Annotated in this window: 11 protein-coding genes and 1 tRNA gene; 2 read left to right on the forward strand and 10 right to left on the reverse strand. The window is 61.7% G+C overall.

Features of this window, described 5'->3' with window-relative positions; all coding sequences use genetic code 11:
• Nucleotides 1-42: 42 nt before the first annotated feature.
• The 7 genes from queG to PVU19_RS00125 form a co-directional block, all read right to left on the reverse strand.
• Entirely contained in the window at nucleotides 43-1,095 is a 1,053-nt protein-coding gene (queG, locus tag PVU19_RS00095) for a tRNA epoxyqueuosine(34) reductase QueG (RefSeq protein ID WP_050661309.1), read from the reverse strand.
• A gap of 66 nt (nucleotides 1,096-1,161) precedes the next feature.
• Nucleotides 1,162-1,827, reverse strand: a complete 666-nt coding sequence (gene fzlA / locus PVU19_RS00100) for an FtsZ-binding protein FzlA (protein WP_050661308.1) — start codon at nucleotides 1,825-1,827, stop codon at nucleotides 1,162-1,164.
• 58 nt (nucleotides 1,828-1,885) lie between these two features.
• Nucleotides 1,886-2,605, reverse strand: coding sequence for a monofunctional biosynthetic peptidoglycan transglycosylase (gene mtgA, locus PVU19_RS00105; RefSeq protein ID WP_050661307.1), 720 nt, complete (start codon nucleotides 2,603-2,605; stop codon nucleotides 1,886-1,888).
• A 161-nt stretch (nucleotides 2,606-2,766) separates the two neighbouring features.
• Complete coding sequence (locus PVU19_RS00110; protein WP_050661306.1) at nucleotides 2,767-3,267, reverse strand: DUF1269 domain-containing protein; 501 nt, start codon at nucleotides 3,265-3,267, stop codon at nucleotides 2,767-2,769.
• Nucleotides 3,268-3,406: 139 nt separating this feature from the next.
• On the reverse strand, nucleotides 3,407-7,939 hold the full coding sequence (gene gltB / locus PVU19_RS00115) for a glutamate synthase large subunit (RefSeq protein ID WP_050661420.1): 4,533 nt from the start codon (nucleotides 7,937-7,939) through the stop codon (nucleotides 3,407-3,409).
• A gap of 48 nt (nucleotides 7,940-7,987) precedes the next feature.
• The gene (locus PVU19_RS00120) at nucleotides 7,988-8,410 is read right to left on the reverse strand and encodes a GFA family protein (RefSeq protein WP_050661305.1); all 423 of its coding nucleotides are present in this window, start codon (nucleotides 8,408-8,410) and stop codon (nucleotides 7,988-7,990) included.
• A 108-nt stretch (nucleotides 8,411-8,518) separates the two neighbouring features.
• The gene (locus tag PVU19_RS00125) at nucleotides 8,519-9,952 is read right to left on the reverse strand and encodes an NAD(P)-dependent oxidoreductase (protein ID WP_200901838.1); all 1,434 of its coding nucleotides are present in this window, start codon (nucleotides 9,950-9,952) and stop codon (nucleotides 8,519-8,521) included.
• A gap of 217 nt (nucleotides 9,953-10,169) precedes the next feature.
• On the opposite strand from PVU19_RS00125, the gene PVU19_RS00130 reads away from it, so the two are divergent.
• Nucleotides 10,170-10,973: an undecaprenyl-diphosphate phosphatase gene (locus tag PVU19_RS00130; RefSeq protein ID WP_050661303.1), complete on the forward strand. Its 804-nt coding sequence runs from the start codon at nucleotides 10,170-10,172 to the stop codon at nucleotides 10,971-10,973.
• Between the two features lie 3 nt (nucleotides 10,974-10,976).
• Here PVU19_RS00130 and PVU19_RS00135 read toward each other — a convergent pair whose 3' ends face one another.
• Complete coding sequence (locus PVU19_RS00135; protein WP_050661302.1) at nucleotides 10,977-11,960, reverse strand: complex I NDUFA9 subunit family protein; 984 nt, start codon at nucleotides 11,958-11,960, stop codon at nucleotides 10,977-10,979.
• A gap of 147 nt (nucleotides 11,961-12,107) precedes the next feature.
• Here PVU19_RS00135 and PVU19_RS00140 point away from each other — a divergent pair.
• A tRNA-Leu gene (locus PVU19_RS00140) sits at nucleotides 12,108-12,193 on the forward strand.
• Nucleotides 12,194-12,518: 325 nt separating this feature from the next.
• Here PVU19_RS00140 and PVU19_RS00145 read toward each other — a convergent pair.
• Complete coding sequence (locus PVU19_RS00145) at nucleotides 12,519-12,698, reverse strand: hypothetical protein (protein ID WP_050661301.1); 180 nt, start codon at nucleotides 12,696-12,698, stop codon at nucleotides 12,519-12,521.
• A 64-nt stretch (nucleotides 12,699-12,762) separates the two neighbouring features.
• Entirely contained in the window at nucleotides 12,763-13,596 is an 834-nt protein-coding gene (locus tag PVU19_RS00150) for a hypothetical protein (RefSeq protein WP_050661300.1), read from the reverse strand.
• Nucleotides 13,597-13,610 lie beyond the last annotated feature (14 nt).

Raw genomic sequence — 13,610 nt, forward strand, 5'->3', positions numbered from 1 at the left:
ACTCCCGTTCCGCCTTGCCAGCGGTGTACCGGGTTTCCCGCGCTATTCCAGCCCGTTTGCGTCACGATCCAGTCGCTTGACCGCCCAACGCGCCGCATCGGCCACCGCCTCGTCCGCGTCTTCGCAATGCCCCTGCGCCACCGCACACAGGGACGCATCCCCCGAATTGCCGATCGCATAAAGCACATTGCGCAGAAACCGATCACGCCCGATTCGCTTGATCGGACTGCCCGAAAACCGCGCCCGAAACCCGGCATCGTCCAGCGCCGCCAGATCCGCCAGCTTCGGCGCCACCAGATCGTCGCGCGCGTGATACTTCACCTCCCGCGCCTCGACCGCGAACTTGTTCCACGGGCAGACCGCCAGGCAATCGTCACAGCCATAGATCCGATTGCCCAGCAACGGCCGCAACGCCTCATCGACCGGCCCTTTATGCTCGATCGTCAGATAGGAAATGCAGCGCCGCGCATCCAGTTGGTAGGGCGCCGGAAAGGCATCCGTCGGGCAGATATCGAGACAGGCCCGACACGACCCGCAATGGTCGATTTCCGCCGGATCAGTCTCTAAATCCAGCGTCGTGAACACCGACCCGATAAAGAACCAGCTGCCCAGATCACGGCTCACCAGATTGGTATGCTTGCCCTGCCACCCGAGCCCCGCCGCCTCACCCAGCGGCTTCTCGGGCACGGGGGCCGTGTCGACAAACACCTTCACCTCGCCACCCGCCTCACTGATCAGCCAGCGCGCCAGCCGCTTCAGCCGCTTCTTGACCGTATCGTGATAATCGCGCCCGCGCGCATAGACCGAGACATTGCCCCGATCCCGCTGCGCCAGCCCCGCCAGCGGGTCCTCTTCGGGTGTATAGCTTTCACCCAGCACGATCACCGTGCGCGCCTCAGGCCAGAGCACCTCCGGCGCCCCGCGCCAATGCGCGCGCTCCTCGAGCCAGCCCATCTGCCCGTGATAGCCCTGCTCCAGAAACGCCGCCAGCCGCTCCGGCACATGGCCCACATCCCACGGGCGACACAGCCGGCAGGCATCGAACCCCTCGGCCCGCGCCTGCGCAACCAGTCTCTGTTTCAGCCCATTCTTCATCTTGCCAAGAAATATCCCGGGGTGAATTGGCCGAAGGCCAAGAGGGGCAGCGCCCCTGAACCTGAACTAGAAGTCCAGATCGGCATAATGCGCCGGCGGCGGAAACCCCGAAACCTGATCCGCCAGGATCCCGCGAAACGCCGGGCGCGACTTGATCTTGGCATACCAGTCCTTGACCGCCTCGCTGCGATGCCAGTCCACATCCGAGATATAATCCAGCGCCGACAGATGCGCGGCGGCGGCGAAATCCGCCAGCGTCATCACATCCCCCGCCAACCAGCGCCGGTGATCCAGCAGCCAGGCCATGTAATCGAGGTGATACTTGATCGCTCGCGCCCCATCCTTGACGTGGCGACTGTCGGGAAAGCCCTGTTTCATCACCTTCTTGTTGACCCGCTCATAGAGCAGCTTTGACGTCACCTCGTGATGAAACTTGTCATCGAACCACGCCACCAACCGCCGCACCTCATAGCGCGATTCGGCGCTTTTCGGCATCAGTGCCGGTTCGGAATATTTCTCTTCCAGATATTCGCAGATCGCCGCGCTTTCGGCCATGGTCTTGCCGTCGATCTTCAGCACCGGCACCTTGCCCGCCGGGTTACGCCGCAGGAAATCCGGGTCCTGTTCCCAATAGCGTTCCTCGGCCAGTTCGCATTCGATCTTCTTCTCCGCAAGGCTCAGCCGCACCTTGCGGCAAAACGGTGAGAGCGGGACGTGATAGAGCTTGGCCATCGTCAGACTACCTTGGAAAACGGGAACCGCCCCTCAATGCCCCCTTTGGGCCGGATTTTCAATCCTCGAAACAGGCCGCGCGCCCGTCCCGGTCAATCGTCGCCGCCCCGTCCATGATGCTGGCCGCCCGCTTGCGCAGCCCCGGTCCGGGCGATTTGGCCGAGCGATCCTTGGGGTCGGGCAGCACGGCGGCCAGGCGTGCCGACTGCACCGCGCTCAGATCGGCGGCGCTCACGCCGAAATAATGCCCCGCCGCCGCCTCGACGCCGAACACGCCCGCGTCAAACTCCGCGACATTCAGATAGACCTCGACGATCCGCCGCTTCGGCCACAGCGTCTCGACCACCGGGGTCAGCACCGCCTCCAGCGCCTTGCGCGCCCAGTTGCGCCCGTGCCAGAGATAGACATTCTTCACCACCTGCTGGCTCAGCGTCGAGGCCCCACGCCCCGAGCCTTCGGCAATCGCGGTGCGAATGGCCCCCATGTCAAAGCCCCAGTGCTGGCAGAAATTGGCATCCTCCGCCGCCACCAGCGAGCGTGCCATCACCGGCGCGATCCGCGCCATCGGCACCCACTCATGGCCGATCTGCCCCAACCGCCGCTCTTCCTGTCCCATGAAATAGGTGCGCGGCGGCTCGATCACCCGGTGCGCCGCGATCACGCCGGTCACGATCAGCGCCGAGAGCAGCACGTAATACGCCACCCATCGCCGCAACCAGCGCAGCGGTCGGATGCGATCCTTTCGCGTTGATCGGGATGATGTGCGCGCCCGTGCCATGGCCTAGCTATAGCCGCCCGATGCGCGCGGCAAAACAGCTTTGGCACGCTAAGGCCCGTTTTCTTGAAAAGAAAACGAACCGGATCCCTTGAAAGGATCCAGCCCAAATCAGACCCTATTCTGCCGCAATAGCCTCTGGGCGCATGCCCATTCGATCTTCATCACTCGGTTTTATCGGTCTCAATCAAACCCCGGAGCCGGTCCTCCTCTTCCCCGTCAAGCGGCGACTGGATCAAATGGCCCTTCGGGGGAAAGGCGGCGATCTCCTCCAGCAGAGCATCGGTATCCATATCGCGCACCAGCAGGCAGAGGGCCGAACCACCCTTTGGCAATTTGTCGGCGATCTCTTTCAGGAATGCGCTGTCCACGCCGGGATCGCGAAACTGTCCCACCACCGCGCCCGTTGCGGCGCCGGCCACCGCGCCCGCGACCGGCACCAGAAAGGCCGCCCCCAGGACCAGACCCCAGATCGTGCCGCCGACCACCTGCATCGCTGGCACATTGGCAGGCCCATGAAGCTCCACCGCGCCGGTCTCGTCACGGGTCGCCACCTTTATGTCTTGCGTCTCCAGCTTTTGCAGGCGGCGCAATCCACGCAGATGCGCGTCAAGCTCAAAGGCCCCGTCGGATGTCTCGAAGGCAATGATCAGCAGGTCAGACACGGGATCGTTCTCCTCTGGGCTTGGCGCGGCACGATAAGACGGGGCGGATCAGCCCCGGCACGTGCCTGCACAGCCAAGAGTAACGCAGCAGGCAAGGACGGAAAACCCGGCCCTGCCTGTCAGGCGCAACGCCTCCGCCTCATTCCGCCGGAACGGCCTCCGGGCGCGTGCCCAGCGGATGCTCCAGCTTGTCGAGCATTTCCTTCGGGCAGAACTGCACGAAGCGGTCCTTTTCGAGATCCCAGTATTGCAGGATATCCTGCCCGCGCTGCGATCCGGTCTCGGCCACGTGCCGCTCGATCAGACCCTTGAGTTCGGCCTCCCAATGCGGCTCTGATACGGGGCAACTCACCAATGTCTCGCCATTGACCAGCGTTTCCGCGCGGTCGTCGGGATCATAGACATAGGCCATGCCGCCGGTCATGCCCGCGCCGAAATTGGCCCCGATCTCGCCCAGGATCACCGCAGCCCCCCCGGTCATGTATTCACAGCCGTTGGAGCCGCAGCCCTCGATCACAACATGCGCGCCCGAGTTGCGCACCGCGAACCGTTCCCCGGCACGCCCGGCGGCAAAGAGATAGCCCGCTGTCGCCCCATAGAGCACCGTATTGCCGATGATCGTGTTCTCGGCCGCCACCAGCGGGCTCGCCATCGGCGGGCGCACCACGATTGTGCCGCCCGACAGGCCCTTGCCGACATAGTCATTGGCGTCGCCACTGACCTCGATCTTCAGCCCCGGTGCCGCGAACGCGCCCAGTGACTGCCCGGCACTGCCGGTCAGCTTCACCGTCAAGTGATCGGGTTGCAGCGAATTGCGCATCCCGAATTTCCGCACGATATGGCTCGAGACCCGCGTGCCCACCGTTCGGTCGGTGTTCTGCACCGCATAATGCAGCTGCATCTTCTCGCCGTCATTCAGGAACCGCTGCGCATCGCGCACGATTTCTGCATCCAGCGTGTCGGGCACCTCGTTGCGCGGGCGGTTGCGGTCATAGCGAATGTCCTTCGCCCCATCCACGGTGATCAGCATCGGGTTAAGATCAAGATCATCGAGATGCGCCGAGCCACGGCTGACCTGCGTCAGCAGATCCGCCCGCCCGATCACCTCATCAAGACTGCGCGCCCCGATGCTCGCCAGCAATTCCCGCACCTCCTGCGCGTAAAAGGTGATGAGGTTCACCACCTTTTCGGCATTGCCGGTGAACTTGGCACGCAAGTCCTCGTCCTGCGTGCAGACCCCGACGGGGCAGGTGTTGCTCTGACACTGCCGCACCATGATACAGCCCATGGAAATCAGCGCAGCGGTGCCGATGCCGTATTCCTCGGCCCCCATCATCGCCGCCATGACGATATCGCGCCCGGTGCGCAACCCGCCATCGGTGCGCAGCGTGATCCGCTCGCGCAGGTTGTTCATGCTCAGCACCTGATGCGCCTCGGTGAGGCCCATCTCCCACGGCAGCCCGGCATATTTGATCGAGGTGGCGGGCGAGGCCCCGGTGCCGCCATTATGCCCCGAGATCAGGATCACATCCGCCTTGGCCTTGGCCACACCGGCGGCAATCGTGCCGACACCCGACTGCGCCACCAGCTTGACCGTCACCTTCACGGTGGGGTTGATCTGCTTGAGGTCATAGATCAGCTGCGCCAGATCCTCGATGCTGTAGATATCGTGATGCGGCGGCGGGGAAATCAGCGTCACACCTTCCGTCGAATGCCGCAGCCGCGCGATCAGCTTGGTCACCTTCATCCCCGGCAACTGCCCGCCTTCACCGGGCTTGGCGCCTTGCGCGACCTTGATCTCCAACTCCTCGCAATGGTTCAGATATTCCGCCGTCACACCAAAGCGGCCGCTCGCCACCTGCTTGATCTTGGCAGAGGGGTTGTCACCATTCGCCTCGGGCGTGAAATGCGCCGGGTCTTCACCGCCCTCGCCACTATCACTGCGCGCGCCGATCCGGTTCATCGCCACGTTCAGCGTCTTGTGCGCCTCAGGCGACAGCGCCCCCAGCGACATCCCCGGCGTCACGAACCGCTTGCGAATCGCGGTCACGCTTTCGACCTCTTCCAGAGGCACCGCCTCACCCATCGGCTTGATCGCCATCAGGTCGCGCAGATGCGTCGGCGGGTTGTTCTGCATCGCCGCCGAATAGCGCTTCCACAACTCATAACTCGCCTTGTTGCAGGCCATCTGCATCATGTGCATGGTCTGCGCGCCCCAGGCATGGGTCTCACCCGATTTGCGCGCCTTGTAAAAGCCGCCGATGGGCAGGATATCCTGCCCGCCCTTGAAGGCCCGGCCATGCACATCTTCCAGCTTGGCCTGAATGCCCGACACACCGATGCCCGAAATCCGGCTCGTCAGCCCCGGGAAGTACTCGGCGCACATGGCGCGAGACAGCCCCACCGCCTCGAAATTCAAACCGCCACGATAGGACGAAATGACGGATATCCCCATCTTCGACATGATCTTGAGCAGACCCTGATCAATCGCCGAACGATAGCGCGCCACCGCCTCGGTCAGGCTGCCTTCGATCAGACCCCGGTCGATCCGGTCACTGATGCTGTCCTCGGCCAGATAGGCGTTGACCACGGTCGCCCCCGCGCCGATCAGCACGGCGAAATAATGCGGGTCGATGCACTCGGCAGAGCGCACGTTGAGGCTACAGAAGGTCCGCAGCCCCTTCTGCGTCAGATGACTATGCACCGCACTCGTCGCCAGAATCATCGGCATGCCGACACGGGCTTCGCCAAGGTTCTGATCAGTCAGGATTAAGTGCCCGGTGCCCGAACGCACGGCATCCTCCGCCTCGGCCCGGATCCGCTCCAGCCCCTTTTGCAGCGCGTTCTTGCCCGCGCCAAAGGTGCAGTCGATCACCGCCACATCGGCATTGAACTGCCGGATCATCTCGTCCCATTGCGCATTGCCGACAAACGGGCTTTCCAACACCAGAATCTCGGTCTGCGCGCTGCTCTCGTCCAGCACGTTCTTGAGGTTGCCGAACCGCGTCTTGAGGCTCATCACCCGGTATTCGCGCAAACTGTCAATCGGCGGGTTCGTCACCTGGCTGAAATTCTGCCGGAAATAATGGCTCAGCGGGCGATACTGCTTGGAGAGCACGGCACTCGGCGTGTCGTCGCCCATGCTGGCAATCGCCTCCTTGGCGTCCTCGGCCATCGGGGCAAGGATCTGCTCCAGCTCCTCGATGGTATACCCGGCGGCGATCTGACGCTTGCGCAACTCGCCCGCCTTGTAGATCGGCACCTCGGTCACGGCGGCGAGCTTTTCATCCAGCTCGTTGATCTTGCCGACCCACTCGCCAAACGGCTGCGCATTGGCCAGTTTGTCCTTCATTTCCGCGTCGTGATAGAGCTTGCCTTCTGCCATATCCACGGCCAGCAACTGACCGGGGCCAAGCGCGCCCTTTTCCTTCACCTTGGTCTCGTCAATCGGCACCATTCCGGCCTCAGACCCGGCAATCAGCAGCCCGTCGCCCGTTACCACATAGCGCATCGGGCGCAGCCCGTTGCGGTCCAGCCCGGCACAGACCCAGCGGCCATCGGTCATGGCAAGGGCTGCGGGTCCGTCCCACGGCTCCATCACCGAGTTGCAGTAGGAATACATGTCGCGCCACGCCTGCGGCAGTTCCTCGCGCTGTTTGGACCACGATTCGGGCACCAGCATGGTTTTCGCCATCGGCGCATTGCGCCCGGCCCGCACCAGCACCTCGAACACGGCATCGAGTGCCGCACTGTCCGAGGAACCTTGCGGGATGATCGGCTTGATATCCTCGGCCCGCTCGCCAAACGCCGACGACGCCATGCGGATTTCGTGGCTCTTCATCCAGTTGGTGTTGCCCTTGAGCGTGTTGATCTCACCGTTATGCGCCAGCATGCGGAACGGCTGCGCCAGCCACCATTGCGGGAATGTGTTGGTCGAATAACGCTGGTGATAGATCGCGAAGGCGCTCTTGAACCGCTCGTCCGTCAGGTCGGGGTAAAAGACGGCTACCTGCTCGGCCAGCATCATGCCCTTGTAGATGATGCTCCGGCACGACAGGCTCGCAATATAGAGACCGTTGATCCCGGCGGCCATCACGGCCTTTTCGATCCGGCGGCGGATCACGTAAAGCTCGCGCTCGAACTCCTCTTCCTCCATCCCCTTCGCATCGGAAATCAGGATCTGCTCGATCTCGGGCCGGGTCGCATTGGCCTTTTCGCCCAGGCAGGTGATATCGACCGGCACGTGCCGCCAGCCATAGATCGTGTGCCCCATGCGCAGCACTTCGGTTTCCACGATGGTCCGGCACTGCTCCTGCGCGCCGAAATTGGTGCGCGGCAGAAACACCTGCCCGACCGCGACCAGACGGCTTTCATCCGGCTCGTGCCCGGTGCGGCGGATCTGATCATAGATGAACGACACCGGGATCTGCACATGGATACCCGCGCCATCGCCGGTCTTGCCATCGGCATCGACAGCACCCCGGTGCCAGATCGCCTTGAGCGCATTGATCCCCGCCTCGACCACCCGGCGCGACGGCTTGCCATCCACCGACACGACAAGGCCGACACCGCAAGAGGAATGCTCTTCCTCATGGGCATACATGCCATTCTCGGCCATCCAGTCGCGCTTGGCCGCCTCACGTGCTGCCCATGTGCTATCGAAGTTTGACATCGCGATCACTCCTCATCCTGCGCCGCAGCGCATCCGTTTTATTCCTCATCACAACCGGTTCGGCACGGCGCGCTCGGACGCCTCGTAGTCGACCCGCGTCACGCGCTTGTGTCCGCCCGCCAGCGTTACGCTGGTAAATGCTTGGTCGATGTAAATCTCGTGCGACAGGGGCAGGCCCCGCGCGTCGTCGAACAGCCCCGGCATCAATTCATATGGACCGTCATCATCCTTGATCCAAAGTTGCGTGCCACACGCAGAGCACCAGGCGCGTTCGGCAAAAGACGATGAACGATAGTGCTGCACGGGCCCTGCGACCTCGACCGATTCCACAGGAGCCTCCAGAACCCACATCGCGGCACCGCTCCAGCGGCGACACATAGCACAGTGACAGGCACTGACGGCACCGGCATGCGACAGCACGGTGAGTGTCACCGCGCCGCACAGGCAATGTCCTGTCAATGCTCCTGTCATCGGTCTTCACCCTTCCTTTACCTGGTGGGTCAGATTGTCTGTCTTATCGACTCAAAGCGTTCCGCCGGGGCACCGCCGGAATACCGACGTAATACCGGCGCTTTACCGCTATTCCGCCGCAACCGCCTGCGCATCGCCCAGATAGTCGAGAATCGCCGCCGCAGAATCGCGCCCGTCCCGGATCGCCCACACCACGAGGGATGCGCCCCGCACGATGTCACCGACGGCGTAAACACCCTCCATCGCGGTCTGCCCGGTGGTGAATTCCGCCTTGACGGTGCCCCAGCGGGTGACCTCCAATTCCTTTTGATCCCAAAGGGTTGGCAGGTTTTCGGCCTCAAAGCCAAGCGCCTTGATCACCAGATCGGCAGGCTCGTCATGCTCGGCGCCTTCGATGGGTTCGGGGCTCTGACGGCCCGTCGCATCCGGCGCGCCAAGGCGCATCTTCTGCACCTTCACGCTCGTCACCGGGTCACCGGCAAAGCCAATCGGCGCGCTAAGCCATTCAAACTTAACGCCTTCTTCCTCGGCATTGGCCACCTCACGCTGGCTGCCGGGCATGTTCTCACGGTCACGGCGATAGAGGCAGGTCACCGATTTGGCCCCCTGCCGGACCGCCGTGCGCACACAATCCATAGCGGTATCGCCACCGCCAACCACAACAATTCGCTTGCCGGTCGCGTTCAACTCGCCGCTCTCATATTCCGGCACCGTGTCGCCAAAGCCGACGCGGTTGCTCGCCGTCAGGTAATCAATCGCCCGCACGATGCCGTCCGCACCCGATCCCGGCCCTTGCAGATCACGGCTCTTGTAGACCCCGGTCGCGATCATTACCGCGTTGTGTTTGTTACGAATTTCCTCGAACGTGATGTCCGTGCCAACGTCACAGTTCAGCACAAATTCGACGCCACCCTGCTCCAGTTGATCAACCCGGCGCATCACCACGTCCTTCTCCAGCTTGAAGCCGGGAATGCCATAGGTCATCAGCCCGCCACCCCGGTCATAGCGGTCATAGACCGTTACCTGAACGCCCGCCCGCCGCAGCACGTCAGCAGCCGCAAGGCCGCCCGGACCGGCACCGATTATCCCAACAGATTCAATACGTTCCGCCGACGGTTTGATTGGCTCGACCCAACCTTCTTCCCAGGCCGTGTCGGTGATGTACTTCTCCACCGCGCCAATCGTGACCGTCCCATGCCCCGATTGCTCGATCACGCAATTGCCCTCGCACAGCCGGTCCTGCGGGCAGATACGCCCGCAAATCTCGGGGAAAGTATTGGTCAACTGACTGATTTCATAGGCTTCCTTAAGCCGCCCTTCAGCAGTGAGGCGCAGCCAGTCGGGGATATTGTTGTGCAGTGGGCAATGGGTCTGACAATAGGGCACGCCACATTGGCTGCACCGCCCGGCCTGTTCCTTGGCCTTGGCATCAGCATACTCGGCATAGATCTCATGGAAATCCTGCCGACGCGCCTCTGCATTCCGTTTCTCAGGCATGTCCCGCCCGACACTCACGAATTTCAGCATGGGTTGCTTAGCCACAACGTGCCCTCCCGAAGTCTTTGCACCGCACGTCTCTACTCCAACGCTCATGGGATTAAAAGTCAGAACATGTGACCTATATGCAAATTATTCGCCGGGCGGTTTTCATAAAAGTAAAAATTTCATGAATACTAGGTCCGATTCGGACCCGTATTGCCGATTGCGCCACAAACACAAAGGTTTATAGCTGCACGCGTAGTAAGCAGGGCCTCCAAGAATGACGTTATTTCATATCTTCCTCGTCGCCATCATTCAGGGAATCACCGAGTTTCTGCCGATCTCCTCCTCCGGTCATCTCATCCTTTTGCCGAAACTCACCGGCATGGCCGATCAGGGTCTGGTCATCGACGTGGCGGTGCATGTCGGCACGCTCTTCGCCGTGATCCTCTATTTCTGGTCCGACGTGCGGAGCGCTTTGATCGGCCTGCCGCGGGCGCTTTCGGGCCGGGCTGACACCCCCGGCGCGCGTTTGGCGCTCCTCCTGCTGATCGCGACGATCCCGGTCGTGGCCTGCGGTCTCTTGCTCAAACTCTCGGGCTATGACGAGTACATGCGCTCCATCACGGTGATCGGCTGGACAACCATCATCTTCGGCCTGCTTCTTTATTGGTCCGACCAGATCGGCAGACGCACTAAAACCACCCAGGACTGGACGATTTCGGACGCGATCATCATTGGCCTCTGGCAGGCCATCGCGCTCATCCCGGGCACGTCGCGCTCGGGCATCACCATCACCGGCGCGCGCTTTCTGGGATATCGACGGCAAGAGGCCGCACGCATCTCAATGCTGATGTCGATTCCCACCATTGCCGCAAGCGGTATTCTGCTTGGCGCCGAAGCAGCGCTGGAGGCCGAATCCACCGTCCTCATCAGCGCCGCGACCGCCGCCACATTCGCATTTCTGGCAGCCCTCGCCGCGCTTGGCCTGATGATGCGCCTTTTGCAGAGCGTCAGCTTCACACCGTATGTAATCTACCGGCTGGTGCTTGGCGTGATCCTGCTGGGAATTGCCTATAGCTGATGGTCAGAGAACCCGAAGGTTCTTGGCCGATTCCTTGATCGCCTCGTATTGCCCGGCAGGTCGAAACCGCCAGAGGTAATCGGGCAGCACCGCCTCGATCGCCGCAGGCTCGATGCCCAGATCAGCGAAACCCTTGGCCCCCTCGCTCGCCACGTTATCCACCCGCAGGCTGCGCACCTGGTCACGAGTGATCTGTGGCGGGATCAGGCCAAATGTCACCGTTTGCACCAGTTCCATCACCCAGGCCATCGCGGCGGCGATGCCAAAAGGAATATTCAAGATCAGGCGGCGCCTACGGATGATCTTCAGCATCACCTTCATCAGGTCGCGGAACGTCGCCACCTCCGGCCCACCAAGCTCGTAGATGCCCGGGCCGGCACGGCCCTCGGCACCCAATGCCGCGGCATGGGCCACGTCATCGGCATAGACCGGCTGAAACTTCGTGTCGCCGCCCACCACGGGCAACACTGGGCCAAAGCGCGTCATCGCCGCGAAGCGATTGAAGAACTGATCCTCGGGGCCAAAGATGACCGACGGGCGCAGGATCACGGCCTGCGGGAAATGCTCGAGAATTCCGGCCTCCCCGGCCGCCTTGCTTTGCGCATATTCACTGTCCGATTGCGCGTCTGCCCCGATGGCCGACAGATGCACGAGTTGGCTCACCCCCTCCTCTGCGGCAAGACGCGCGATGCGCGTGGCACCCTCGGCCTGCACGGCCTGGAAATTGTTGCGCCCCTTGCGGTCAAATGTGCCCACGCAGTTCACCACCGCATCTGCCCCGTGCATCACCGCACGCACGCTGTCATCGTCACGGATGTTGCAGAATACCGGCTCGACCTGGCCGACATTGCCATAGGGTTTCACGTGCATCGCCTCGTTGGGCCGTCGCACCGCGACCCGCACCCGCCATCCCGCCTGCGCCATGCGGCGGGCGATGTAGCGGCCGACGAAACCTGATCCGCCATAGATGGTGACAAGCTTGGACATGTGGGGCCTCCGGAATGCGCGCGTTCACTCCCTTTCCTATCCCCCAACACCGCGCTGGACAAGATGATAAGGCAGTTGCGACAGATCGCCTAAAATCGCCGTTGACACCGGATCGGTCGACGTCTAAACGCCTGCCTCACGACACCTGCCCAGGTGGCGGAATGGTAGACGCGCTGGCTTCAGGTGCCAGTGGCCGCAAGGCCGTGGAGGTTCGAGTCCTCTCCTGGGCACCATATAATTCTTGTAAGTATTTGAATTATATAGATAAAGACGACATTAGGTGTTGGCTTATCCCCCTAATTATACACCCTTTGCCGGTCGCCAGCGCGTCGCGGCCATTGTCGGGAAGGTAAACTGCACCTGATACGCCATCCGATGCCCGAGCGGTGAAGGTGTCCGCAGATTCGCCCGGTTCGCGCACAAGCCCGCCGCCACCCATCACCAGCGCCCCGCCCGGTTCGCCCGTTGTGGCGTCGCAAAGGAAAATCACGGTAGGGCCAGCATCAGCGCCGCCATGCTTGGCTTCGAGCCGGTCCAGCCGGGTGCGAAGTGTCGCCCTCATCGCGCGGCCCCCGCCAGCATGTCGATTTCGGCTTGCGCGGTTTCATCCCCCGAAGCCTTGCGCGCCGCCAGCCGGTCGAGCGCCGTCACCAGAGCCGTGAAGCGCGCAGCCTTGTCAGCGTCAGGTCGAGCGCCCCTTGCCCCTTCCAGCCGCGCCAGTCGCCGTTCAAGCGCCATGTCTCCTTCACTTGGCTTTCATCAAACCCAATAGTAGCGCCAGTTTGCCCATAAGTTACATGAGTCAATCTACTGGCTGAAAGCGTGCGCCCTGCCATCGCCCTACCGTGCCATCTGAAGGCGGCTCTAGCGTATAGTATGAGAATTCGCGATCTTCCCTGAACCACTTGTAGTCAACCCGCGTAAAGCGAAGCTCCAATAGTGTATCTCTGACTGTCTCGTGAAAATCTGCGATGTTGCGATTTGCGGCAAACAAAGCGTTCACGATTTCGATTCGGCGATATCCTGCCCCGATCGTGCTCGCATGTCCGTCGTGCTCCCACAACCTCTGCCTCAGCAAAGGCCCATACGCATCCCGAACGACAGGGAAAACAGCAACCTGATTTCTGCTCAGCGTTTGAAGCAATTCCTGACGCACTTGTTCTTGTTCGGGTGTGAGTTCGAAGTCCCTCCCTTCTTCGATCAGTTGCGCCCATCCATTTATCAAAAAGAGATATGAAGCTATCGTATCAATACTATCTGTAAATTCCTGCGCTGAAAGCTCGCGAACGATAGCAATCTGGCTCTCAACAAGTTCAACATATGAAACGACTGCCGCCGCCGATTCAGCCGCAGCCACCGCTTCAGCCGCAGCCGCATCATCAGATTCTTGTTGCGCCCGCACCGCCGCAAGCTCTTCGCGAGAAGACACCCCCGCATCTGTCATCTCTTGGTTTTCCGCTGCGCGTTCAACTCCTGGGCTAGCCATAATGGCGACGACAAATATTGCAAAGGTGATTCCAGCAATCTTAACTCGGCGCACCCGATTGCCAGGGAAAATCGCAAATACTAGCGCCCCTAGTGCCCAAATCAGTGCCAAGATGCCGATAAATGGCAAAAAAGAGTTCAAAGTTTGCATGCGACTTCCTCAGC

Source organism: Roseovarius tolerans (assembly GCF_028885395.1).
Lineage (GTDB): Bacteria > Pseudomonadota > Alphaproteobacteria > Rhodobacterales > Rhodobacteraceae > Roseovarius > Roseovarius tolerans.

What these genes read in the sequence shown, in the direction of transcription:
- queG (WP_050661309.1), bottom strand. Translation starts at nt 1,095, where the DNA reads ATGAAGAATGGGCTGAAACAGAGACTGGTTGCGCAGGCGCGGGCCGAG.
- PVU19_RS00145 (WP_050661301.1), bottom strand. Translation starts at nt 12,698, where the DNA reads ATGGCGCTTGAACGGCGACTGGCGCGGCTGGAAGGGGCAAGGGGCGCT.
- PVU19_RS00120 (WP_050661305.1), bottom strand. Translation starts at nt 8,410, where the DNA reads ATGACAGGAGCATTGACAGGACATTGCCTGTGCGGCGCGGTGACACTC.
- fzlA (WP_050661308.1), bottom strand. Translation starts at nt 1,827, where the DNA reads ATGGCCAAGCTCTATCACGTCCCGCTCTCACCGTTTTGCCGCAAGGTG.
- mtgA (WP_050661307.1), bottom strand. Translation starts at nt 2,605, where the DNA reads ATGGCACGGGCGCGCACATCATCCCGATCAACGCGAAAGGATCGCATC.
- PVU19_RS00150 (WP_050661300.1), bottom strand. Translation starts at nt 13,596, where the DNA reads ATGCAAACTTTGAACTCTTTTTTGCCATTTATCGGCATCTTGGCACTG.
- PVU19_RS00135 (WP_050661302.1), bottom strand. Translation starts at nt 11,960, where the DNA reads ATGTCCAAGCTTGTCACCATCTATGGCGGATCAGGTTTCGTCGGCCGC.
- gltB (WP_050661420.1), bottom strand. Translation starts at nt 7,939, where the DNA reads ATGTCAAACTTCGATAGCACATGGGCAGCACGTGAGGCGGCCAAGCGC.
- PVU19_RS00130 (WP_050661303.1), top strand. Translation starts at nt 10,170, where the DNA reads ATGACGTTATTTCATATCTTCCTCGTCGCCATCATTCAGGGAATCACC.